Source organism: Leclercia sp. Marseille-Q4284 (genome assembly GCF_916618945.1).
GTDB lineage: Bacteria > Pseudomonadota > Gammaproteobacteria > Enterobacterales > Enterobacteriaceae > Enterobacter > Enterobacter tamurae.
In genome coordinates this window covers 379818-402927 of record NZ_CAKAKG010000002.1, presented here as the reverse complement: position 1 = coordinate 402927, position 23110 = coordinate 379818, and the positions used below count along the sequence as shown (strand labels likewise).

General features: G+C 57.4%; 19 protein-coding genes and 1 tRNA gene. 13 read left to right on the top strand and 7 right to left on the bottom strand.

Annotated elements, in window-relative coordinates; genetic code table 11:
• The first annotated feature begins 331 nt into the window (after positions 1-331).
• Positions 332-3034 carry a magnesium-translocating P-type ATPase gene (gene mgtA, locus LG383_RS16640; RefSeq protein ID WP_225759725.1) on the top strand — a complete coding sequence of 901 codons (2703 nt, stop codon included), beginning with the start codon at positions 332-334 and terminating at the stop codon, positions 3032-3034.
• Between the two features lie 229 nt (positions 3035-3263).
• Entirely contained in the window at positions 3264-5648 is a 2385-nt protein-coding gene (locus LG383_RS16635; protein ID WP_225759724.1) for a beta-N-acetylhexosaminidase, read from the top strand.
• Between the two features lie 125 nt (positions 5649-5773).
• Here LG383_RS16635 and gbpA read toward each other — a convergent pair whose 3' ends face one another.
• The 5 genes from gbpA to LG383_RS16610 all read right to left on the bottom strand — a co-directional run bounded on the left by gbpA (position 5774) and on the right by LG383_RS16610 (position 9423).
• Positions 5774-7234 (bottom strand): N-acetylglucosamine-binding protein GbpA, encoded by a 1461-nt coding sequence (gene gbpA, locus LG383_RS16630; protein ID WP_225759723.1) that lies wholly within the window; start codon positions 7232-7234, stop codon positions 5774-5776.
• 184 nt (positions 7235-7418) lie between these two features.
• Positions 7419-7805 carry a 2-iminobutanoate/2-iminopropanoate deaminase gene (gene ridA / locus LG383_RS16625; RefSeq protein ID WP_103823057.1) on the bottom strand — a complete coding sequence of 129 codons (387 nt, stop codon included), beginning with the start codon at positions 7803-7805 and terminating at the stop codon, positions 7419-7421.
• A 72-nt stretch (positions 7806-7877) separates the two neighbouring features.
• Positions 7878-8339: an aspartate carbamoyltransferase regulatory subunit gene (gene pyrI, locus LG383_RS16620; RefSeq protein ID WP_106994111.1), complete on the bottom strand. Its 462-nt coding sequence runs from the start codon at positions 8337-8339 to the stop codon at positions 7878-7880.
• Between the two features lie 12 nt (positions 8340-8351).
• On the bottom strand, positions 8352-9284 hold the full coding sequence (gene pyrB, locus LG383_RS16615; RefSeq protein ID WP_106994112.1) for an aspartate carbamoyltransferase: 933 nt from the start codon (positions 9282-9284) through the stop codon (positions 8352-8354).
• A gap of 34 nt (positions 9285-9318) precedes the next feature.
• Positions 9319-9423 carry a pyrBI operon leader peptide gene (locus LG383_RS16610; RefSeq protein WP_181247286.1) on the bottom strand — a complete coding sequence of 35 codons (105 nt, stop codon included), beginning with the start codon at positions 9421-9423 and terminating at the stop codon, positions 9319-9321.
• A gap of 203 nt (positions 9424-9626) precedes the next feature.
• Between LG383_RS16610 and LG383_RS16605 the strand changes: the two genes are divergently transcribed.
• From LG383_RS16605 to LG383_RS16585, 5 genes are all read left to right on the top strand, one after another.
• The gene (locus tag LG383_RS16605; RefSeq protein ID WP_106994114.1) at positions 9627-10079 is read left to right on the top strand and encodes a YhcH/YjgK/YiaL family protein; all 453 of its coding nucleotides are present in this window, start codon (positions 9627-9629) and stop codon (positions 10077-10079) included.
• A 245-nt stretch (positions 10080-10324) separates the two neighbouring features.
• Complete coding sequence (locus LG383_RS16600; RefSeq protein WP_225759722.1) at positions 10325-11233, top strand: dihydrodipicolinate synthase family protein; 909 nt, start codon at positions 10325-10327, stop codon at positions 11231-11233.
• A 14-nt stretch (positions 11234-11247) separates the two neighbouring features.
• The gene (yagF, locus tag LG383_RS16595; RefSeq protein WP_225759721.1) at positions 11248-13215 is read left to right on the top strand and encodes a xylonate dehydratase YagF; all 1968 of its coding nucleotides are present in this window, start codon (positions 11248-11250) and stop codon (positions 13213-13215) included.
• Positions 13216-13442: 227 nt separating this feature from the next.
• Complete coding sequence (locus LG383_RS16590) at positions 13443-14825, top strand: MFS transporter (protein ID WP_225759720.1); 1383 nt, start codon at positions 13443-13445, stop codon at positions 14823-14825.
• Between the two features lie 12 nt (positions 14826-14837).
• Positions 14838-16451 carry a glycoside hydrolase family 43 protein gene (locus LG383_RS16585; RefSeq protein WP_225759719.1) on the top strand — a complete coding sequence of 538 codons (1614 nt, stop codon included), beginning with the start codon at positions 14838-14840 and terminating at the stop codon, positions 16449-16451.
• A gap of 4 nt (positions 16452-16455) precedes the next feature.
• On the opposite strand, the gene LG383_RS16580 is transcribed toward LG383_RS16585, so the two are convergent.
• Positions 16456-17214, bottom strand: coding sequence for an IclR family transcriptional regulator (locus tag LG383_RS16580; RefSeq protein ID WP_225759718.1), 759 nt, complete (start codon positions 17212-17214; stop codon positions 16456-16458).
• A 267-nt stretch (positions 17215-17481) separates the two neighbouring features.
• Here LG383_RS16580 and LG383_RS16575 point away from each other — a divergent pair, with 267 nt between their 5' ends.
• Positions 17482-17844, top strand: a complete 363-nt coding sequence (locus LG383_RS16575) for a hypothetical protein (RefSeq protein ID WP_225759717.1) — start codon at positions 17482-17484, stop codon at positions 17842-17844.
• Between the two features lie 67 nt (positions 17845-17911).
• Here the strand turns inward: LG383_RS16575 and argF are convergent, their stop codons facing one another.
• Positions 17912-18916, bottom strand: coding sequence for an ornithine carbamoyltransferase (argF, locus tag LG383_RS16570; RefSeq protein ID WP_225759716.1), 1005 nt, complete (start codon positions 18914-18916; stop codon positions 17912-17914).
• Positions 18917-19080: 164 nt separating this feature from the next.
• Here argF and rraB point away from each other — a divergent pair, with 164 nt between their 5' ends.
• The 5 genes from rraB (at position 19081) to LG383_RS16545 (ending at position 22675) form a co-directional block, all read left to right on the top strand.
• A complete protein-coding gene (gene rraB, locus LG383_RS16565; RefSeq protein WP_166181443.1) occupies positions 19081-19503 on the top strand; it encodes a ribonuclease E inhibitor RraB in 423 nt (140 codons plus the stop codon).
• 2 nt (positions 19504-19505) lie between these two features.
• Complete coding sequence (gene miaE / locus LG383_RS16560; RefSeq protein WP_370635170.1) at positions 19506-20309, top strand: tRNA isopentenyl-2-thiomethyl-A-37 hydroxylase MiaE; 804 nt, start codon at positions 19506-19508, stop codon at positions 20307-20309.
• A 34-nt stretch (positions 20310-20343) separates the two neighbouring features.
• Entirely contained in the window at positions 20344-21075 is a 732-nt protein-coding gene (locus LG383_RS16555) for a topoisomerase II (protein ID WP_225759714.1), read from the top strand.
• 104 nt (positions 21076-21179) lie between these two features.
• Positions 21180-21264: transfer RNA gene (locus tag LG383_RS16550), tRNA-Leu, on the top strand.
• Between the two features lie 151 nt (positions 21265-21415).
• Positions 21416-22675 carry an integrase arm-type DNA-binding domain-containing protein gene (locus tag LG383_RS16545; protein WP_225759713.1) on the top strand — a complete coding sequence of 420 codons (1260 nt, stop codon included), beginning with the start codon at positions 21416-21418 and terminating at the stop codon, positions 22673-22675.
• Positions 22676-23110: the final 435 nt, after the last annotated feature.

Genomic DNA, 23110 nt, shown 5'->3' with positions numbered 1-23110 from the left:
CCGCAATGGGCAAAGTCTGGTTTACGTTTGGTTTAATTCCTGGGCGGTATCATACCGCCCGAATTGTCACGAGCGGTACGGCTAAAACACTATACTGCGCGCCGACTTACGCTTTTTTTACTTACCGGAGGCGATATGGATCCCGATCCCACCCCTCTCCCCCCAGGGAGACCCCTTTCTTTCCGGTAAGCCTGTTCTCACTGCCTTACCGGATGCGTAAGGCAGTGACGTTTTTCTGCGTCCCTGCATAACTGATACCGCCTTTCAGGTATGGCTTTGTCACGCCTGAAGGCAAGACTGCCTCCGTTTTTACGGGGGCGGGAGACGCATTATGTTCAAAAACTTCACCCAACAGCTGTTTACCCGGCTGAGCCGCCACCTGCCGCGCCGTCTGGTGCAGCGCGACCCGATGGCAACAGGCAAAACCGATACCGTCATCCCCGGTGCGCTTGCCGCTCACTGTCTGCGGGTGGCCGCGATGGACGAGCCCGCGCTGTGGCGGAGCTTTACCAGCCACCCGGAAGGGCTGACGGCCGCAGAGGTCGACGCCGCCCGCGCCATGCACGGCGAGAATCAGATCCCGGCGCAAAAACCGGCCCGCTGGTGGGTGCATCTCTGGATCTGCTATCGCAACCCCTTCAACCTGCTGCTGACGGTGCTGGGCCTTATCTCCTATGCCACCGAAGACCTGTTTGCCGCCGGGGTGATCGGCCTGATGGTGGGTATCTCCACGCTGCTGAACTTTATCCAGGAGGCCCGCTCCACCCGGGCGGCGGATGCCCTGAAGGCGATGGTCAGCAACACCGCCACCGTCTTACGCACCCTTAACGATAAAGGCGAAAGCGGCTGGCGGGAGGTGCCTATTGACCAGCTGGTGCCGGGGGATCTGGTGAAGCTGGCGGCCGGGGACATGATCCCGGCGGATTTACGCATTCTCCAGGCCCGGGACCTGTTTGTGGCCCAGGCCTCGCTGACCGGTGAATCCCTGCCGGTGGAGAAAGTCGCCCACAGCCGCGATCCGCAGCAGAGCAACCCGCTCGAGTGCGACACCCTGTGCTTTATGGGCACCACGGTGGTCAGCGGTACGGCGCAGGCGATGGTGATCGCCACCGGGGGCAATACCTGGTTTGGCCAGCTGGCCGGGCGCGTCAGCGAGCAGGAGAGCGAGCCCAACGCCTTCCAGCAGGGGATTGGCCGCGTCAGCATGCTGCTGATCCGCTTTATGCTGGTGATGACACCCATCGTGCTGCTGATTAACGGCTATACCAAAGGCGACTGGTGGGAAGCGGCGCTGTTCGCGCTCTCGGTGGCGGTGGGGCTCACTCCGGAGATGCTGCCGATGATTGTTACCTCGACCCTGGCGCGCGGAGCGGTAAAACTCTCGAAGCAAAAGGTGATCGTCAAGCACCTCGACGCTATCCAGAACTTTGGCGCGATGGATATCCTCTGCACCGACAAAACCGGCACCCTGACCCAGGACAAGATCGTGCTGGAGCACCATACCGACGTCTCCGGCAAGGTCTGCGAGCGGGTACTGAATACCGCCTGGCTGAACAGCCACTACCAGACCGGGCTGAAGAACCTGCTCGACGTCGCGGTGCTGGAAGGGGTGGATGAAGCCGCCGCCCGTACCCTCTCAACCCGCTGGCAGAAGGTGGATGAGATCCCCTTTGATTTTGAGCGCCGCCGCATGTCGGTGGTGGTGAGCGAAGAGCAGGGCGTGCATCAGCTGATCTGCAAAGGAGCGCTGGAGGAGATCCTCAGCGTCTGCACGCAGGTGTGGCATAACGGTGAAATTGTCCCGCTGGACGACAGCATGCTGCGGCGCATCCGGCGCGTCACCGACAACCTCAACCGCCAGGGGCTGCGGGTGGTGGCGGTAGCCAGCAAGTTCCTGCCGGCCCGCGTTGGGGATTACCAGCGCATCGACGAATCGGATCTGATCCTCGAGGGGTATATCGCCTTCCTCGATCCGCCGAAAGAGACCACCGCCCCGGCGCTCAAAGCGCTGAAAGCCAGCGGCATTACGGTGAAAATCCTTACCGGCGACAGCGAGCTGGTGGCGGCGAAAGTGTGCCGTGAAGTGGGGCTGGACCCGGGTGAGGTGGTAACGGGCAGCGAGATCGAAACGCTCTCCGACGACGACCTGGCGTCTCTGGCTAAGCGCACCACGCTGTTTGCGCGCCTGACCCCGATGCATAAAGAGCGCATCGTCACCCTGCTGAAGCGCGAGGGGCATGTGGTGGGCTTTATGGGGGATGGCATCAATGATGCGCCGGCGCTGCGTGCGGCGGATATCGGCATCTCCGTCGACGGCGCGGTGGATATCGCCCGGGAAGCGGCGGATATCATTCTGCTGGAGAAGAGCCTGATGGTGCTGGAGGAGGGGGTGATCGAAGGCCGCCGCACCTTCGCCAATATGCTCAAGTACATCAAAATGACCGCCAGCTCCAACTTCGGCAACGTCTTCAGCGTACTGGTGGCGAGCGCGTTTCTGCCGTTCCTGCCGATGCTGCCGCTGCATCTGCTGATCCAGAACCTGATGTACGACGTCTCCCAGGTGGCGATCCCGTTTGATAACGTCGACGAGGAGCAGATCCAGAAGCCGCAACGTTGGGAGCCGGCAGAACTCGGCCGTTTCATGCTCTTTTTCGGCCCGATCAGCTCGATCTTCGACATTCTGACCTTCTGCCTGATGTGGTTTGTGTTCCACGCCAACACCCCGGATCAGCAGACCCTGTTCCAGTCCGGCTGGTTCGTGGTCGGGCTGCTGTCGCAGACCCTGATTGTGCATATGATCCGCACCCGGCGCATTCCGTTCCTGCAGAGCAGCGCCGCCTGGCCGCTGATCGTAATGACGGGGCTGGTGATGGTGCTCGGCATCGCGCTGCCGTTCTCGCCGCTGGCGGGGTATCTGCAATTGCAGGCGCTGCCGCTGAGCTACTTCCCGTGGCTGATGGCGATCCTTGCCGGGTACATGGTTTTGACCCAGATGGTGAAAGGGTTCTATAGCCGTCGGTACGGGTGGCAGTGAAACCTTACCCCTCACCCCGGCCCTCTCCCCAAAGGGGCAAGGGAGAAAAGACGGCTCCGTGCAATCCCCTCTCCCCTATGGGGAGAGGGTTAGGGTGAGGGGAGAGGGATCCGTTTCCTCCCAAATTCAACAACCTGTGATCGCCGTCACCCGCCGCGCTTGACGCTAATTTGCGCACATGTTAACAGAATGTTTTGCCTTTTTTCGGCCCGTCAAATAAGGAACATTCATGTTACGGTACAGCCTCCTGACCGCCGGGCTTATGCTCGGTTTTTCTGCGTTTGCCGCCCCGGCAGGCGATCTCCCCCTGATGCCCTGGCCTGCGAAGGTCGAACGTCCTGCCACTCAGGGCGCGCTGGTCATCAACGATAACTTCTCCGTCAGCGTCACCGGGGACGATCTCGGCGACGCGGTGACCCGTCTGCGTCAGCGGGTGGCGCTGCAAACCGGCTGGACGCTCCGGCCGCAGACCGACAAACCGGAAAAACCGACGGTGACCATCGCCATCGCCCGTAAGGTGGCTCCGCAACCCAAACCGGACAGCGATGAGAGCTACACACTCACCGTCGACGCCAGCGGGGTGGCTATCACCGCTAACACCCGCTTCGGTGCCCTGCGGGCGATGGAGACCCTGCTCCAGCTGATCCAGAATGGCCCGGAGAACACCTCCCTGCCGTGGGTCGCCATTGAGGATGCGCCGCGCTTCCCGTGGCGCGGCCTGCTGCTCGACTCGGCCCGTCACTTTATTCCGCTCGATGACATCAAGCGTCAGATCGACGGCATGGCGGCGGCGAAGCTCAACGTCCTGCACTGGCACTTAACCGACGATCAGGGCTGGCGCTTTGCCTCGAAGCGCTACCCGAAACTGACCGAGCTGGCCAGCGACGGCCTGTTCTACACCCAGGATCAGATGCGCGACGTGGTGCGCTACGCCACCGCGCGTGGCGTTCGCGTGGTGCCGGAAATTGACATGCCCGGCCACGCCTCGGCTATTGCGGTGGCCTATCCGGAATTGATGAGCGCCCCCGGCCCCTATGAGATGGAGCGCCACTGGGGCGTGCTCAAGCCGGTAATGGATCCCACCAAAGAGGCCACTTATACCTTTGCCAGCGCGATGATCGCCGAACTGGCAGCGATCTTCCCGGATCCCTACCTGCATATCGGTGGCGATGAGGTAGATGACAGCCAGTGGAAAGCCAATCCGGCGATCCAGCAGTTTATGCGCGACAACAAGCTGGCCGACAGCCACGCGTTGCAGGCGTATTTCAATCGCAAGCTGGAGACGATCCTCGAGAAAAACCAGCGCCAGATGGTGGGCTGGGACGAGATCTTCCACCCGGATCTGCCGAAGAGCATCCTGATCCAGTCCTGGCAGGGGCAGGACGCGCTGGGCGAGGTGGCGAAGCAGGGCTACAAAGGGATCCTCTCCACCGGCTTTTATCTCGATCAGCCTCAGTACACCGCCTATCACTACCGGAATGAGATCGTGCCTCAGGGGCTGAACAACGTGGACGCGATCACTGACCGCGACAGCGCCCAGAGCTGGTCCTTCACCCTGCCGCGCCTGAAGGGCAAGCCAGTGGAGGGGAGCTTTACGCTGGTGAAAGGCGACACGGGCTGGCGCGGATTTATCGATTTCGCTGGCAAATCCCGGCGGGCGGTGCAGGAGATCGACTGGCGCAGCGACAACCAGGTGAGCTTTACCGTCGATACCTGGATGGGGGAGACCCGTCCGGTGGTGACGGTGAAAGACGACAAGATTGAGGGCTATTTCCTGCTGGGCAACAGCCGCTACCCGGTGACCGGCCAGCGGCTGGATGCGGTGCCGGAAGGGATCGCCCCGGCGGTGCCGGATGCCAGCCAGCAGGCCAATCTGCTGGGCGGTGAGGCGGCATTGTGGGCAGAAAACGTTGCCGCCCCGGTGCTGGATATCAAGCTGTGGCCGCGGGCATTTGCGGTGGCGGAGCGGCTGTGGTCGGCGCAGGAGGTGAACGACGTGGATAACATGTACAGCCGCCTGCAGGCGATGGACAGCTGGTCGACGGTCTCGGTGGGTCTGCAGCAGCATGCCCGCCAGCAGGTGCAGTTCACCCGTCTGGCAAACACCACCGACACCATGCCGTTGAACATCCTCGCTCAGGCGCTGGAGCCTGCCCAGTATTACACCCGCAATCATCTCAAGTTCCAGGCCGGGAACTACGATCTGTTTGAGCCGTTGAACCGCCTGGCGGATGCCCTGGCGCCGGAAAGCAACACCGTGCGGCAGATGAACCGCTGGGCCGAGCGGCTGGTGAGCGATGCGGAAGAGAGTGAAAGCGCCGAGTCGCTGCGTCATCTGTTTACCCGCTGGCAGAGCAATACTCCGGACGCGCTGGCGCTGGCTGAGAACAGCTATCAGTTAAAAACGATGAAGCCGGTGATTCAGACGGTGGATAAACTGGCGGCGATTGGGCTGCGCTTAACGGATCTGGTGGCGCGTCAGGGAACGCTGGATGATACCGAGATTGCGTCGATTCAAGGGGAGCTGGATAAGGCGGCACAGATTCAGGATGAAGTGGTGATTGCAGCGGTTTACCCGCTGGAAAAATTGCTGCGCGCGACGCGCAATCAGTAAAAAATGCCCGGTGGCGCTACGCTTACCGGGCCTGTAACGTCCGCACCAACCCGTAGGCCGGGTAAGGCGAAGCCGCCACCCGGCAAACAGACCGCACAAGCCTGTTTGCCGGGCATCAGGACACCTTACTTCTTCAGGGTCCACGCCATCTGCCAGTGGGAACCTACACCTGGTTCGTACTGGTTAGCGGCAGGTTTGTACTGGACGCAGTAGCCGCTGTATGGCGCTTGCTTACACTGGTACGTTTTGCCATTTTTTGGCTGCAGCACCACGGTACCCGCTTTGTAAGAAGAGAGGTTCTGTGGGAAGGTAAACTCGTAGTTACCCGCTGCACCGTTGTCGGTGTTTGACGCTTCGCCTTCCAGCATCATGTCAATTACGTCCTGCGCGAACATTACGCCATCTTTGTTGGTCGCGTAGTATTTCAGCATGTGGTGACCCGGGGTCACGTCAGTCAGGTTCATGGTAACGTCCTGGTTGGCGTTATTCATATCCTGCTTCACATAACCTTTTTCAGCACCGGCGTGGTTCATCACGCGCGCTTCCAGGTTTACATCACCCTGGGTGTTGACGTGGAAGGTCACGGTTGCCGCGCCATCTTTGATTTTGCTGAACTGCACGTTGGACACAGCGATATCTTCGCTGGCCTGAGTCTGCTGCTCTTCATAAGAGATGGCGACAGATTTCAGCGAGCTGCCGTCTTTCACGTAGACGTTGTTCGCGCCGTGAACCGGGTTAACCACACCGCTTTCATCTTTCATACCGACGCGCACATCACTGTGTGCCGCGTTGATCGCCTGTGCCAGGTCGTAGGACCACTGGCTTGCCTGACCCTGGGACGCAGAGGAGACAGTCAGTTCGGTACGCAGGGAGCTAACTTCGCCATTCGCATCGAAGAAGCGAGCGATAACTTTGTCGCCTGCGTTGATGTTGTTACCAGAGATCTGGCCGTCCAGCGTTTTGGTCCACTCGGAAACTACTGCTGGGGTTTCGTCTGGGGTGACGTTGCCGCCGTTACCGAAATCAACGTCGATCGCCTGGTAGAAGCTGTTAGTGGTATCGGCAATTTCCCATACTGCGTAAATAACCTGGTAGCCAGTACGCTGTGGAACATTACAATTCATTTCCTGACGCTGAGCAGGTGCCTGGCCATTACCGTTAACAGTACAGAATGGGGTGGATTCAAATTGATCGCGGGTCAGCGGTTTATTTGGATTCCAGTCTTGCTTGGTAATATACCAGCGCCAGTTAACAGTTTTATGTGGTGCGGTGTGGAACCAGGTAAATTTATTTGCACCCGCCGTGATCGGGGTTTTGGTCCAGGCATTCAGGCTCTGTTTGTCCAGCTGAGAATACTGGGAAATACCGGCGCTGGCCAGCTGTCCATCCGGTGGCAGTGCGCCAGTCGGGAAGCCGGAAGTGCGTTCTACGCTCTGTGGTTCATATTGCACAGTGCCGCAGTCGATATTTTTACCGAGCTTACACATATAAGCGCGGCTGGCTGGAGATTCTACATAACCATGAGCTAAAGCCGATGAAGCAACCGTGAGTGTGGCAAGTGCCAATGCAATTTTAGACAGTTTCATTTTTTATTCCATTAAAGGGGATTAATGCTTTTTGGGCACGGCTAGTGTCGTCCGGAATAAAAAATTAGTCATTTTAAGCTGCGATGAAAAAGAATAATGAAAATGCTTGAAGGTTATTTCGCTCTGTGTATTCAGGAAATAAAAAAGGCAGCTCAGGCTGCCTTTTGCATATTAAAATCAACTATTAGCGACGCACGGCAATCGCTTCAATTTCGATTTTCACGTCTTTTGGCAGACGCGCCACTTCCACGCAGGAGCGCGCCGGGAAGCTGGCGTTGTGCTCGGTGAAGAAGGCTTCATAGGTGGCGTTAACGGTGGCGAAGTCGTTGAGATCTTTCACGAATACCGTCGTTTTAACGATATCGCCCACTTTCAGGCCAGCGGATTCGACGATCGCTTTGACGTTTTCCAGCGACTGACGCGCCTGCGCAGAGACATCTTCCGGCACGTCACCGGTTTTTGGGTTCACCGGGATCTGGCCGGAGGTGATGATCATGCTGCCAAGATCAACGCCCTGAACGTATGGGCCGATAGCTGCAGGTGCATTTTCCGTCGCGAGTACTTTGGTCATGATTTCTCCTGAATAACAGCGTTATGAATATGCCTGCCATTATAGAGAGGCAGGCATGCATTACCACTGCGATTAGTTGGCCAGCACCACATTATGGGAAAACTCTTTTTCGCAGTATTTACATTTGAGTGCGATGTCATTGGCGCGTTTTTTCACTGCAAAACTGGAGTTTACCGGCTCAGCATGGCTAATGCAGTTGCTGTTCGGGCACACCAGCACGCCGTTAATGCGGTCCGGCAGGCTCGGACGGGATTTACCCACCACTTCGTAGTCGTCAATGCGGTTCACGGTAGCATCCGGCGCGTACAGGGAGAGCTGGTTAACCTGCTCGTCGGTCAGGAAGGTGTTCTCGATTTTGATCAGATCTTTGCGGCCCATCTCGCCGGAAGGCAGGTTCAGGCCGATGGTGATGCGCTGGTCAGTTTCAGTCAGTTTGAACAGGGTCAGCAGCTTGAAGCCCACCTGCGCAGGGATATGGTCAATTACGGTGCCACGTTTGATGGCTTCGACCTGGAGTTTGTTATCGTGTGTCATGGTCATTTCCCCTTACAGAGCTAAGTCGCGATTCAGAACCAGTGCCAGTAACGCCTGGCGAGCGAAGATGCCGTTCCCGGCCTGCTGGAAGTACCAGGCGTGCGGCGTTTTATCCACGTCGGTGGTGATCTCATCGATACGGGGCAGCGGGTGCAGCACCTTCATGTTGCTGCGCGCGCCTTCGAGGTCGCTGGCGCGCAGAACGAACTGTGCCTTGACGTTGGCGTACTCCGAGGGATCCAGACGCTCCTTCTGCACGCGGGTCATATAGAGAATATCCACCTCGGCCATCATCTCTTCGATGCTGGCGTGCAGGCTCCACTGGATGCCTTTCTCATCGAGCATATCGAGGATGTACTGCGGCATCGCCAGCGCGTCCGGAGCGACAAAGTAGAAGCGGTTGCCGTTGAACTTCGCCAGCGCCTGGGTCAGGGAGTGGACGGTGCGGCCATATTTCAGGTCGCCGACCATGGCGATGTTCAGGTTCTCCAGACGGCCCTGGGTCTCCTGAATGGTGAACAGATCCAGCAGGGTCTGGGTCGGGTGCTGGTTAGCCCCGTCCCCGGCGTTCAGTACCGGAATGCCGCCCGAGAACTCGGTCGCCAGGCGCGCGGCACCCTCCTGCGGGTGACGCATTACGATGGCGTCAACGTAGGTGCTGATCACCGAGATGGTGTCCGCCAGAGTCTCGCCTTTTTTGCCCAGCGAGGTGTTGCTGCTGTCGGAGAAGCCCACCACGCTGGCGCCCAGACGGTGGATGGAGGTCTCGAACGACAGACGGGTACGGGTGGAGGCTTCGAAGAAGCAGCTGGCGATCACCTTGTGCTTCAGCAGCTCGGGTTGTGGATTGGCCTTCAGTTTTGCCGCGGTTGCCAGAACCAGCTCCAGCTCTTCACGGCTGAGGTCGTTGATGGAAATGATGTGTTTTTGATAAAGCGGATTCATTTTTATCTCCTGACGCCGGGCAAAAAAAAGCCCCTCAAATGAGGGGCTTCTGGAATAGGGATTGCAACGGGAAGAAAAACGGCAGGCCAGCGTCTGTTTTAAGACGCGCTACGGCACTCTGTCGACCATGTTTGACCATGCTTCCTCCTGGCAAATTGTGGGGCATTATACGCAGCCTGAATGATGGATCAAGCGAATAATGCACACTTTAAGCAACGTAAAGGTTTCCGCGTGCATGGTTATGCGCAAGAGCAAATCCCGGACAAAAAGGGGTGGTATGGCAGCTGAATTTCTCGTATAAAAGTTGAAAATGAAACGATGTTTTATATTGAGGATTTCACCATGATCGTAGGCAACATTCACAACCTCCAGTCCTGGCTACCGCAAGAGCTGCGTCAGGCGATTGAGCACGTTAAAGCGCATGTATCAGACGCGACCCCAACCGGTAAGCACGACATCGATGGTAACAATCTGTTCTTCCTGGTTTCTGAGGACATGACCCAGCCGTTCGAAGAGCGCCGCGCGGAGTATCACGCCCGTTATCTGGATATCCAGATCGTGCTGAAAGGCCAGGAAGGGATGACCTTCAGCACCCTGCCAAACGGCACGCCGGACACCGACTGGTTGGCGGATAAAGATATCGCGTTTCTGCCGAGCGGCGAGCAGGAGAAAACCGTGGTGCTGAACGAAGGCGACTTTGTGGTGTTTTACCCGGGCGAAGTCCACAAACCGCTGTGCGCAGTAGGCACCCCGGCGCAGGTGCGCAAGGTGGTAGTTAAGATGCTGGTAGGGTAATACCTTCCCCCTCACCCTAACCCTCTCCCCGGAGGGGAGAGGGGACTGCACGGTGCGGTCTTTTCCCCCTCGCCCCTTTGGAGAGAGGGCCGGGGTGAGGGGAAATAATTGTGATCCAGCTTAAATTTCCCGCACTCCCTGTTCTCCTCTCATTTACCTGCGCTTTTTCTGCGTCATAGTATGATCGTTAAATAAACGAACGCTGTTCTATAATGTAGAACAAAATGAGTCAGCAAGGAGATCGCATGCAGCAGACCGTACAGTTCTCGGGGATTATTCCTCCCGTCTCCACACTCTTCAGCGCCGACGGTGCCCTGGATAAAGCCGGTACCGCCGCGTTAATCGACAGCATGATCGACGCCGGCGTCAATGGCCTGTTCTTTCTCGGCAGCGGGGGCGAGTTTTCCCAGCTCAACACCGACGAGCGTAAAGCCATTGCCGAATTCGCGATTGCCCATGTGGATCGCCGCGTACCGGTGCTGATCGGCACCGGAGGCACCAACGCCCGGGAAACCATCGAGCTCAGCCAGCACGCCCAAAACGCGGGTGCGGATGGCATCGTGGTGATTAACCCTTACTACTGGAAAGTCTCGGAAGCGAACCTGATCCGCTACTTCGAGCAGGTGGCCGACAGCGTCACCCTGCCGGTGATCCTCTATAACTTCCCGGCGCTGACCGGGCAGGATCTGACCCCGGCGCTGGTGAAAACCCTGGTGGACTCCCGCCGCAATATTGTCGGCATTAAAGACACCATTGATTCGGTGGCCCATCTGCGCAGCATGATCCTCACCGTTAAAGCGGCGCACCCGGACTTTGTGGTGCTGTGCGGCTATGATGATCACCTGTTCAATACCCTGCTGCTGGGCGGCGACGGAGCGATCTCGGCCAGCGGCAACTTTGCCCCGCAGATCTCCGTGAATCTGCTGCAGGCCTTCCGCGACGGCGACCTGGCGCAGGCGGCGCACTATCATCAGACCATGCTGCAAATCCCGCAGATGTATCAGTTGGATGCCCCGTTTGTGAACGTGATTAAAGAGGCGATTGCGCTCTGCGTGCGTCCGGTCTCCACCCACGTGCTGCCGCCTGCCGGGCCGCTGGATGAACCGCGCAAGGCGCAGCTGAAAGCGCTGCTGCAACAGCTCAAGCTCTGCTGAACCGGAAGGTCACGATGTCGATAGAAACGATTTTTACCCCGCAGGATGATGCCTTTTATTCGGTGATCACCCACGCCGCCGGGCCACAGGGGGCGCTGCCCCTGACCCCGCAGATGCTGATGGAATCCCCGAGCGGCAACCTGTTTGGTATGACCCAGAACGCCGGGATGGGCTGGGATGCCAATAAGCTCACCGGCAAAGAGGTGCTGATTATCGGCACCCAGGGCGGGATCCGCGCGGGCGATGGCCGCCCGGTGGCGCTGGGTTACCACACCGGACACTGGGAGATTGGTCTCCAGATGCAGGCCGCGGCAAAAGAGATCACCCGTAACGGCGGGATCCCCTTTGCGGCCTTTGTCAGCGACCCGTGCGACGGTCGCTCCCAGGGCACGCACGGCATGTTTGATTCCCTGCCGTACCGCAACGACGCGGCCATCGTCTTTCGTCGGCTGATCCGCTCCCTGCCCACGCGTCGGGCAGTGATTGGCGTCGCCACCTGCGACAAAGGCCTGCCCGCCACCATGATTGCGCTGGCGGCGATGCACAACCTGCCGACCATTCTGGTGCCGGGTGGCGCCACGCTGCCGCCAACTTTCGGCGAGGATGCCGGGAAGGTCCAGACCATCGGGGCGCGTTACGCCAACCATGAACTCTCCTTGCAGGAGGCCGCCGAGCTGGGCTGTCGGGCCTGCGCCTCCCCGGGCGGTGGCTGCCAGTTCCTCGGTACCGCAGGCACTTCCCAGGTGGTGGCCGAAGCCTTAGGTCTGGCGCTGCCGCATTCGGCGCTGGCTCCCTCGGGGCAGGACGTATGGCTGGAGATTTCCCGCCAGTCCGCGCGGGCGGTCTTTGAACTGGATAACCGCGGCATTACCACCCGCGATATCCTCACCGACAAAGCCATTGAGAACGCGATGGTGATCCACGCCGCGTTCGGCGGCTCCACCAATCTGCTGCTGCACATCCCGGCCATCGCCCATGCGGCGGGCTGCACAATCCCGGACGTCGACCACTGGACGCGCATCAACCGCAAGGTGCCGCGGCTGGTGAGCGTATTGCCCAACGGGCCGGATTATCACCCGACGGTGCGGGCGTTCCTTGCGGGCGGCGTGCCGGAGGTGATGCTCCATCTGCGCGACCTCGGTCTGCTGCATCTGGATGCCATGACCGTTACCGGCCAGACCGTCGGGGAGAATCTCGACTGGTGGCAGGCTTCTGAGCGGCGGGAGCGCTTCCGCCAGTGCCTGCGGGAGCAGGACGGCGTGGAGCCAGACGACGTGATCCTGCCCCCGGAACGCGCCAAAGCTCGCGGGCTCACCTCCACGGTGGCCTTCCCGGTGGGCAACATCGCCCCGGAAGGATCGGTGATCAAGGCCACGGCCATCGACCCGTCGGTGCTGGGTGAGGATGGCGTTTACCGCCATACCGGCCGGGCACGGGTATTTGTCTCGGAAGCCCGGGCGATCAAGGCGATCAAAAGCGGCGAGATCGAGCAGGGCGATATCATGGTGGTGATCGGCGGTGGGCCGTCCGGCACCGGAATGGAAGAGACCTATCAGCTGACCTCGGCGCTCAAGCATGTCTCCTGGGGTAAAACCGTATCGCTGATCACCGATGCCCGCTTCTCGGGCGTCTCCACCGGGGCCTGTTTTGGCCATGTCGCCCCCGAAGCGCTGGCGGGCGGGCCGATTGGCAAGCTGCGCGATAATGACATCATCGAGATCGCGGTGGATCGCCTCTCCCTGACCGGCAGCGTCAACTTTATCGGCACACCACTGGCACCGCTCACCCCGGAAGAGGGGGCGATGGAGCTGGCGCGTCGTCAGCCACACCCGGAACTGCACGCCCATGATTTTTTACCCGACGATACGCGGCTGTGGGCAGCATTACAGTCGGTAAGCGGCGGGACCTGGAAAGGCTGTATTTACGATACCGATAAAATTATCGAGGTAATTAACGCCGGTAAAAAAGCGCTCGGCATTTAATTATTTTTTAGAATAAAACCGTTTGCGGGAAATATTCCGCGGACGGCTTTTTCGTTTCTGTAATTTATCAATATAAACAATCAGTTAAAATATATCGCGTGGCATCACAAAAGCAAAATTACATAATTCAGAAACAAGATATGACCATTGCTGGTTAATTGAACAGCTTATTACACTCCATTAACACGATGTTGTCATTCAGCACACGAAATAAGGGTGTATATCTGATGATGCAATTAACCATGAAAGATAAAATTGGCTACGGGCTGGGTGACACCGCCTGCGGCTTTGTCTGGCAGGCGACCATGTTCCTGCTGGCCTATTTCTATACCGATGTGTTTGGCCTCTCCGCGGGCATCATGGGGACGCTGTTTTTAGTCTCTCGCGTGCTGGATGCGGTGACCGACCCGCTGATGGGGCTGCTGGTGGACCGCACCCGCACCCGTCACGGCCAGTTCCGCCCGTTCCTGCTGTGGGGGGCGATCCCGTTTGGCATCGTCTGCATGCTGACCTTCTACACCCCGGATTTCTCCGCCAACGGCAAAATTATCTACGCCTGCGTCACCTACATCCTGCTGACCCTGGTCTACACCTTCGTGAACGTGCCCTATTGCGCCATGCCGGGGGTGATCACCGCCGATCCGAAAGAGCGTCATGCCCTGCAGTCGTGGCGCTTCTTCCTCGCCGCGGCGGGATCGCTGGCGATCAGCGGTATTGCTCTGCCTCTGGTGGGGATCATCGGTAAAGGCAACGAACAGCTCGGCTACTTTGGCGCGATGTGCGTGCTGGGGCTGAGCGGCGTGGTGCTGCTGTACGTCTGCTTCTTCACCACCAAAGAGCGCTACACCTTTGAGGTGCAGCCGGGATCGTCGGTAGCAAAAGATCTCAAGCTGCTGCTCGGCAACAGCCAGTGGCGGATCATGTGCGCCTTCAAGATGATGGCCACCTGTTCCAACGTGGTGCGCGGCGGGGCAACGCTCTACTTCGTGAAATACGTGATGGACCATCCGGAGATGGCGACCCAGTTCCTGCTGTACGGCAGCATTGCCACCATGTTTGGCTCGCTCTGCTCCTCCCGTCTGCTGGGGCGTTTCGACCGGGTGAAGGCCTTCAAGTGGATTATCGTTATCTACTCCCTGATCAGCCTGCTGATTTTCTTCACCCCGGCCGAACATATGGCCCTGATTTTCGCCCTCAATATTCTGTTCCTGTTCGTCTTTAACACCACCACGCCGCTGCAGTGGCTGATGGCCTCCGACGTGGTGGATTACGAAGAGAGCCGCAGCGGTCGCCGTCTGGACGGGCTGGTGTTCTCGACCTACCTGTTCAGCCTGAAGATTGGCCTGGCGATTGGTGGCGCGGTGGTGGGCTGGATCCTGGCGTACGTCAACTACTCCGCCGGTAACAGCGTCCAGCCGGTTGAGGTGTTAACCACCATCAAAATTCTGTTCTGCGTGGTGCCGGTGGTGCTCTACGTGGGCATGTTTACCATGCTGTCGTTCTATAAGCTCTCGGATGCGCGAGTGGAGGCCATCAGCCAGCAGTTGCTCAGGCATCGCGCGGCGCAGGGCGAGGCGATTCCCGACGCGGCGACGGCACCATCTCATTAAGAAGGAGGCACTATGTACACCATAACTAACCCGATTCTGACCGGCTTCAACCCGGACCCGTCGATGTGCCGTCAGGGCGAGGATTACTACATCGCCACCTCGACCTTTGAGTGGTTCCCGGGAGTGCGTATCTACCACTCCCGCGACCTGAAAAACTGGCGGCTGGTGAGCACCCCGCTGGATCGCGTGTCGATGCTGGATATGAAGGGCAACCCCGATTCCGGCGGCATCTGGGCGCCGTGCCTGAGTTACGCCGACGGGCAGTTCTGGCTGCTCTACACCGATGTGAAAATTGTCGATTCGCCGTGGAAAAACGGGCGTAACTTCCTGGTGACCGCCCCCTCCATCGAAGGCCCGTGGAGCGAGCCGATCCCGATGGGCAACGGCGGGTTCGATCCCTCCCTGTTCCACGACGACGATGGCCGCAAATACTACATCTACCGCCCGTGGGGGCCGCGGCATCACAGCAATCCGCACAACACCATCGTGATGCAGGAATATGATCCGCAGACCTGCACCCTGTCGCCGGAGCGTAAAACCCTCTTTACCGGTACGCCGCTGTGCTACACCGAAGGGGCGCACATTTACCGTAAAGAGGGCTGGTACTATCTGATGGTCGCCGAAGGGGGCACCAGCTACGAACACGCGGTGGTGGTGCTGCGGGCAAAAACGCTGGACGGCCCGTACGAGCTGCACCCGGAGGTGACGATGATGACCAGCTGGCATCTGCCGGAGAACCCGCTGCAAAAAAGCGGGCACGGCTCGCTGCTCCAGACCCACACCGGGGAGTGGTATATGGCCTGGCTCACCAGCCGTCCGCAGCGTCTGCCGGGCATTCCGCTGCTGGGAGCCGGCGGACGCGGATACTGCTCCCTGGGGCGTGAGACAGGCATCGCACGCATCGAATGGCGCGACGGCTGGCCGTACGTGGAAGGGGGTAAACACGCCCAACTGACGGTGCCAGGCCCGCAGATGGCCGAGAGTCCGGGCGTGGCTCAGCCCGACTGGCGGGATGATTTCGACGGCGAGCGCCTCGATCCGGAGTTACAGACCCTGCGCATTCCGTTCGACGATAGCCTCGGCTCCCTGCGGGCGCGTAAAGGCTTTTTACGCCTGTACGGCAACGACTCCCTCAACTCGACCTTCACCCAGTCCACCGTGGCGCGCCGCTGGCAGCACTTCACCTTCCGCGCCGAAACGCGGATGGAGTTCGCCCCGCGTCACTTCCAGCAGAGCGCGGGCCTGACCTGCTACTACAACAGCAAAAACTGGAGCTATTGCTTTGTCGATTTCGAGGAGGGGCAGGGCAGAACCATCAAGGTGATCCAGCTTGACCACAACGTGCCGTCGTGGCCACTGCACGAACAGCCCATCCCGGTGCCGGATGAGGCGCAGAGCATCTGGCTGCGCGTGGAGGTGGATAAGCTGGTCTATCGCTACAGTTACTCCTTTGACGGGGAGCAGTGGCACACCGTGCCCGTCACGTATGAGGCGTGGAAACTGTCGGATGATTATATCGGCGGGCGCGGCTTCTTTACCGGCGCCTTTGTGGGGCTGCACTGCGAGGACATCAGCGGTGACGGCTGCCACGCTGATTTTGATTACTTCACCTACGAGCCGGTATAACGGCTCAGGCCGGGTAGCCCAGGGCGCGTGAGAGCTGGCGCCCGGCCTCCTGCAACTGCTCGCGGAACTGGGTCAGTTCGGCATCATCAACACGCGAGGTCAGGGTCGACAGGCTCAGGGCGGCGATCACCCGGGATTCATGGTTGCGCACCGGAACCGACACGCAGCGCACCCCCTGCTCGTTCTCTTCGCTGTCGAGGGCATAACCCTGCTCGCGGGTTTGCGCCAGCGCGGCGAGTAGCGCCTCGCGTGACGCCAGAGTCGCGGGAGTAAAGGTGGTGTACTGATAACCCTCCAGCAGGGTGTTCAGCTCGGCGTCGCTCAGCCAGGCGATCAGCACCTTGCCGATGGCGGTGGCGTGCACCGGCAGGCGACGGCCAATGCGCGAGTAGGCGATGGCCGCCAGCTTGCCTTCAATCTTCTCGATATAAACCCCTTCGCGCCCGTCCAGAATGCCCAGATGGGTGGTCTGCCCGGTGCGCTCCGACAGCGCCGTCAGCCAGTGCTTCGCCTTCTGGCGAATATCCATGGTGCTCACCACAAAGTGACCGCGCTCGACCAGCTTCATGCCCGGGCGATATTTGCCGTTCTCCGGATTCTGATCGATATAGCCGTGCAGCTGCAGGGTTTTAAGCAGCGAGTGGATCGTGCTCTTGCTCAGGCCCATCTGTTTACTGATGTCGGTGATTTTGAGTTCCGTCGCCTGCTCGTTAAACAGATCGAGGATCTGCAAGGCACGTTCAACAGATTGAATAATAGGCATAAGATCGGCACATCCGCGCTGGAATTAAGGCCAAAACCTACCCTGTTTGCGCTGAAAAATCAATCGACCCGGGAGGCGCGGCCCCGGCCGATCGCAATAACGGCCCTGACGAGCATGGCTGTAAAATTTGACTTAAGTCATATCTAATGCTTATGGATTGCAATTAAAAAGATAGGCTGTGCCTATTACTCATAGGGTAATTGTTCTTTTACACTCATTAACCGTATGGCTTTCCGCATTTTGCATGGCTCGTTTAAAAGGTATTTTATGACTGCTTCGAAAACATGGATCTCTTTGGGTACAATTGCCAGTCCGGCGACTGGAACGTTATTTTCCAAAATTCTTACTCAGCATAATCATAAATATATTCTGTGGTATAACGGCGAGCAGCTATTTAAACCCGGCGACAAAATAGAAGTGTGTTACAACCGTTTATTCGTCAATGACGAGCTATGCGATATCAATATTTTGCAGATCGACAAATACAGTCCCACCCTGTGGCGCGTGATGCACAACATGTCCAGCTGCCCCGGCCATCGCGAGCCTGACAGCAAGACGTGCACTGCTACGGCAAAATGTATTTTTAAAAAGTGCCCCTACGGCAAGACGCGGGTAGCGGCAAATAATTAATATCCCGAACGGATAATATATATATATCAGGAGGGCGCCAACCCTCCCGTCATTTTAAACGCAGAGATTATTCACCCAGCGTGGCGACCATCACCGCTTTAATGGTGTGCATCCGGTTCTCGGCCTGGTCAAATACAATACTCGCCGCCGACTCAAATACCTCGTCCGTCACTTCCATCCCGCCGTGCAGATCGAACTCCTTCGCCATCTGCTGACCCAGGGTGGTCTGGTCATCGTGGAACGCCGGCAGACAGTGCAGGAACTTCACGTCCGGGTTACCGGTCAGCGCCAGCATCTGGCTATTCACCTGATAACCACGCAGCAGCGCAATCCGCTCCGCCCACTTCTCTTTGGCTTCGCCCATCGACACCCACACGTCGGTATAGATAAAGTCCGCGCCCTTCACGCCCGCGGCGACATCTTCGGTGAGGGTGATTTTGCCGCCGTTCTTCTCTGCCAGCGCGCTGCACTCCGCCACCAGGCTCTCTTCCGGCCAGCAGGCTTTCGGGGCCACCAGACGCAGATCCAGCCCGGTGAGCGCCGCCGCTTCCAGCATCGAGTTACCCATGTTGTTGCGCGCATCGCCGGTATAGACCAGCACCATCTCGTTAAACGCCTTACCCGGGAGATGCTCCTGCATGGTGAGCAGGTCCGCCAGCAGCTGGGTCGGATGGAACTCGTTGGTCAGCCCGTTCCACACCGGCACGCCGGCAAATTCCGCCAGGGTTTCGACAACAATCTGGCCATGACCGCGATACTGAATGCCGTCGTACATCCGCCCCAGCACGCGGGCGGTATCCTTAATTGATTCTTTATGCCCAATCTGGCTGCCGCTCGGCCCGAGATAAGTGACGCGAGCGCCCTGGTCAAATGCGGCAACTTCGAAAGAGCATCGGGTACGGGTTGAGTCTTTTTCGAAGATGAGCGCGATGTTTTTGCCAGTAAGCTTCTGTACTTCAATCCCTTTTTTCTTATCGGACTTCAATTGTGCCGACAGGGCAAGCAGGGAGTTAAGCTGTGCAGGGGTAAAATCGAGCAATTTCAGGAAGTGTTTTTTATACAGTTCAGACATTTTATCCTCACATGGCAAAGGCCACTTTTTGAATTAAAATTCAATTTATATGTATCAATATGCAGTTGCAAGCCTGTTTCACAAATCTTTCTTACAAAGGTGGAGGCAAACACATCCGTGTGTGAAAATAGAAGTATCTGCCGCACTTTAAAGAGGAACGAGCCATGGCAAACCCAGAACTGCTGGAAGAACAGCGCGAAGAGACGCGACTGATTATTGAAGAACTGCTGGAAGACGGCAGCGATCCGGATGCGCTGTACACCATCGAGCACCATTTCTCTGCGGATGATTTCGAAGCGCTGGAAAAGCTGGCGGTTGAAGCGTTCCGTCTGGGTTACGAAGTGACAGAGCCAGAAGAGCTGGAAGTGGAAGAGGGCGACACCGTTATCTGCTGCGATATCCTGAGCGAAGGCGCGCTGAAGGCAGAGCTGATCGACGCCCAGGTTGAACAGCTGATGGACCTGGCTGAACGTTTTGAAGTGGAATACGACGGCTGGGGCACCTACTTCGAAGATCCGAACGGCGAAGAGGGTGACGAAGAAGACGACGAAGATTTCGACGAAGACGATAACGGCGTGCGTCACTAAGTATGATTTGCGGCAGCTTCGGCTGCCGCTGTGTTTCAGGAATAACAATGGATTACCCGCAGATACTCGCCCCTGTTCTCAACTTCCTCCAGTGCCCGACCCCGCAAGCATGGATTGATAAAGCCCGCGACCCGGCGAACCTGCCGCTGCTGCTCACCGACCATATGGTGTGCGAACTTAAAGCTGCACAGACCGCGCTGCTATTAGTGCGAAAATACGTTGCCGACGAGAGCGGTGCCGACGCCCTGTTGGAGTGGCTCAAGCCCTATGAAGCCTTTACCTTCCGCGAAGGCCCGGAACCGGATTTTGTCGCCCTGCATAAGCAGATTGGCAAAAGCGTGATGCCAAAGACCGACGACCCCTGGGGCCAGGCGCTCATCGACAGCATGGTGCTGCTGATTAAAGAGGAGCTGCACCACTTCTGGCAGGTGCGCGAGGCAATGCTCTCCCGCAACATCCCCTACGTCAAAATCACCGCCAGCCGCTACGCCAAAGGGATGCTGTCCGCCGTGCGCACCCACGAGCCGCTGACGCTGATCGACAAGCTGATTTGCGGCGCCTATATAGAAGCGCGCTCCTGTGAACGCTTCGCCGCGCTGGCGCCGTTCCTCGACGAGGAGTTGCGGAAGTTTTATTTATCCTTATTGCGCTCCGAGGCGCGGCACTATCAGGACTATCTGACGCTTGCCCAACAGGTCAGCGATGACGATATCTCTCCCCGCATACAGCTTTTTGGCGAAATAGAAGCCACACTGATCTCATCACCGGACAATACGTTTCGCTTCCATAGCGGCGTGCCGGTGTAAACCGGCATAGCTAAAGGAACAAGGATGCGTAACGATGAGAAGAGCGTGGACTCGTATAGCAGTGGTAGCGGTTATCTCCGCAGCAGTGGCCTTCTGGGTTTATTACGACAAGCAGCGCCTGCAGAACACCCCCGAACATCGACTTGATACCGTCCTCAACGCCATGCCCTTCTGGCAGGTGCTGAAGGAGCAGGACCCCCGATTTGTGACACGCATCCGCGAGCAGATCCTCACCATGCACAAAGCGGGGGAGTCTGAGCAGGAGATCATCGACGTGGTCCAGCCGCAGATCCTCGAGCTGCAGATGTCGCGCCTGCAATATGCCCCCGATGCCAATGCGGTGGCCTGGATGACCATCAACATGGAGCAGACCGCCGCCATTCAGAAGGTGAGTGACGATGCCTGTTTCCGCTTCTTATTTCCGGCCGTGAAGGGCGGCGTCAACCCGATGCGGGTGCTGGATAAAAATATGATGCAGCGCCGCCTGCAGGCCGACGCCGACATGATGCGCGCGGGCTGGGGTAAAGATCGCCACACCGTGACCCCGGAAGAACACGCCGCCGCCGTGGAGGATGTGCGCCCGATTATGCAGGACCTCGCCAGCCAGTACGGGGTGGCGATCCAGCTGCTGGTAATGCCGGAGAACGCCGTGGGCAAAGAGAAGCTCACCTGCGAGTTGGTGCAGGCGATGTGGGCCAAGGTGCTTGCGCTGCCGGAGCAGAAGGCGGCGAGGGTGATTCGGCTGGCGGTTACGGAACTGGATTGAGAGGGGCGCTGGTTTTTTGGGCACTTAGCGCGGTTTAGCGCGTCGCCGCTTGCATGGCGGCGCGCGACAGGTATAATCCACAACGTTTCCGCATCCCCTTCAGTGCCGAAGTGGCGAAATCGGTAGACGCAGTTGATTCAAAATCAACCGTAGAAATACGTGCCGGTTCGAGTCCGGCCTTCGGCACCATTAGTACTTCCAAGACCATCCGAGAAAGTCCACCAAACCCTTCAAAATCAATGCTTGCAGCGTTTTTTATGTCCTGAGTCGTCCGAGGTAGTCCGTTGAAATCCGGATGTTATTGGGGGCATCTTAACTTCGATTAGAAATGTGCCCCCAAATGAAGCTCAACGCCAGACAGGTCGAGACCGCAAAGCCAAAAGAAAAAACCTACAAAATGGCCGATGGCGGCGGTTTGTATCTCGAGGTTTCGGCCAAGGGTTCTAAATACTGGCGCATGAAATACAGACGTCCCTCTGACAAAAAAGAGGATCGCCTCGCTTTTGGTGTTTGGCCTACAGTCACGCTTGCTCAGGCAAGAACAAAGCGTGAAGAAGCTAAAAAGCTGTTAGTGCAGGGCATTGACCCAAAAGCCGAACAGAAAGAAGCTCAGGCCGAGAATTCGGGTGCATACACTTTCGAAACCATTGCTCGTGAATGGCATGCCAGTAATAAGCGATGGAGTGAAGACCATCGATCGCGCGTTCTTCGCTATCTTGAGCTTTATATCTTCCCCCACATCGGTTCGTCTGACATTCGTCAGCTCAAAACCAGCCACCTTTTAGCCCCGATTAAAAAAGTTGATGCCAGTGGTAAGCACGACGTCGCTCAGCGCCTGCAACAGCGCGTCACGGCCATTATGCGGTATGCCGTACAGAACGATTACATCGACTCAAATCCAGCAAGTGACATGGCCGGTGCTTTATCGACAACCAAAGCGCGACATTACCCCGCTTTACCCTTTAGCCGCTTCCCTGAGTTTCTTACTCGTCTTGCTGAATATCGTGGCCGGGTAGTGACACGGATCGCGGTTGAGCTTTCCTTACTGACTTTTGTTCGCTCCAGTGAGTTACGTTTCGCACGTTGGGATAAATTCGACTTCGAGAAATCTCTTTGGCGTATACATGCAAAACGAGAAGAAATGAAAGGTGTGCGTTACTCGTATCGTGGCATGAAAATGAAAGAGGAGCATATCGTTCCTCTCAGTCGACAGGCGATGATTTTGTTAGGGCAGCTTAAGCAGATTAGTGGTGATAAAGAGCTGCTGTTCCCAGGGGATCACGACGCGGCCAAAGTTATGAGTGAAAATACGGTAAATAGCGCATTGCGCGCGATGGGCTATGACACGAAAACCGAAGTTTGCGGGCATGGATTTAGAACAATGGCGCGTGGTGCTATGGGAGAGTCAGGTTTATGGAGCGATGATGCGATAGAGCGTCAGTTAAGCCACTCGGAACGTAACAATGTGCGTGCGGCGTATATTCATACTTCTGAACATTTGGATGAGCGTCGTTTGATGGTGCAGTGGTGGGCTGATTATCTAGATGTAAATCGCGACTCACATGTAACCCCTTATGATTTTGCTAAAATTATAAAATAATAATTGTGTTTTTATTTATTATGGTTTTTTGTTTCTGAAATATTAGGTCATTTTTTTCGTAAAGATCTAAGGTTGTATTTAGTATTACCAATAATTTTTTCATGTAATTAAGAGCTTGCGTAAAAGTTAAATGAAGAAATTATAAGAAAGGCATATGTTTAATATATTGCCTGTGTTGTATATCTCTAGTAATGACATGCAGTTTGATTGCTTGCAACTTTCGACCCTTTCGCGTCCTTCTGAGGTTTCGAGGGGTCATTGGTCTGAGAATGTATCAGTGCATAGTCTTGGGCAATTCCTGCAGAGCGGATGAAATCCAAACGAGAGCAACTTGCTCATCATTCACTACGGGCTATAGATAATTTGCAAGTCATGGAGCCATCAAAAATTCATTTTTACTGGTAGATGTGATCCGAAGCAACCTATGAACCGTCA

Coding starts and splice junctions, on each gene's coding strand:
- mgtA (WP_225759725.1), top strand. CDS start 332: ATGTTCAAAAACTTCACCCAACAGCTGTTTACCCGGCTGAGCCGCCAC.
- LG383_RS16635 (WP_225759724.1), top strand. CDS start 3,264: ATGTTACGGTACAGCCTCCTGACCGCCGGGCTTATGCTCGGTTTTTCT.
- gbpA (WP_225759723.1), bottom strand. CDS start 7,234: ATGAAACTGTCTAAAATTGCATTGGCACTTGCCACACTCACGGTTGCT.
- ridA (WP_103823057.1), bottom strand. CDS start 7,805: ATGACCAAAGTACTCGCGACGGAAAATGCACCTGCAGCTATCGGCCCA.
- pyrI (WP_106994111.1), bottom strand. CDS start 8,339: ATGACACACGATAACAAACTCCAGGTCGAAGCCATCAAACGTGGCACC.
- pyrB (WP_106994112.1), bottom strand. CDS start 9,284: ATGAATCCGCTTTATCAAAAACACATCATTTCCATCAACGACCTCAGC.
- LG383_RS16610 (WP_181247286.1), bottom strand. CDS start 9,423: ATGGTCAAACATGGTCGACAGAGTGCCGTAGCGCGTCTTAAAACAGAC.
- LG383_RS16605 (WP_106994114.1), top strand. CDS start 9,627: ATGATCGTAGGCAACATTCACAACCTCCAGTCCTGGCTACCGCAAGAG.
- LG383_RS16600 (WP_225759722.1), top strand. CDS start 10,325: ATGCAGCAGACCGTACAGTTCTCGGGGATTATTCCTCCCGTCTCCACA.
- yagF (WP_225759721.1), top strand. CDS start 11,248: ATGTCGATAGAAACGATTTTTACCCCGCAGGATGATGCCTTTTATTCG.
- LG383_RS16590 (WP_225759720.1), top strand. CDS start 13,443: ATGATGCAATTAACCATGAAAGATAAAATTGGCTACGGGCTGGGTGAC.
- LG383_RS16585 (WP_225759719.1), top strand. CDS start 14,838: ATGTACACCATAACTAACCCGATTCTGACCGGCTTCAACCCGGACCCG.
- LG383_RS16580 (WP_225759718.1), bottom strand. CDS start 17,214: ATGCCTATTATTCAATCTGTTGAACGTGCCTTGCAGATCCTCGATCTG.
- LG383_RS16575 (WP_225759717.1), top strand. CDS start 17,482: ATGACTGCTTCGAAAACATGGATCTCTTTGGGTACAATTGCCAGTCCG.
- argF (WP_225759716.1), bottom strand. CDS start 18,916: ATGTCTGAACTGTATAAAAAACACTTCCTGAAATTGCTCGATTTTACC.
- rraB (WP_166181443.1), top strand. CDS start 19,081: ATGGCAAACCCAGAACTGCTGGAAGAACAGCGCGAAGAGACGCGACTG.
- miaE (WP_370635170.1), top strand. CDS start 19,506: ATGATTTGCGGCAGCTTCGGCTGCCGCTGTGTTTCAGGAATAACAATG.
- LG383_RS16555 (WP_225759714.1), top strand. CDS start 20,344: ATGAGAAGAGCGTGGACTCGTATAGCAGTGGTAGCGGTTATCTCCGCA.
- LG383_RS16545 (WP_225759713.1), top strand. CDS start 21,416: ATGAAGCTCAACGCCAGACAGGTCGAGACCGCAAAGCCAAAAGAAAAA.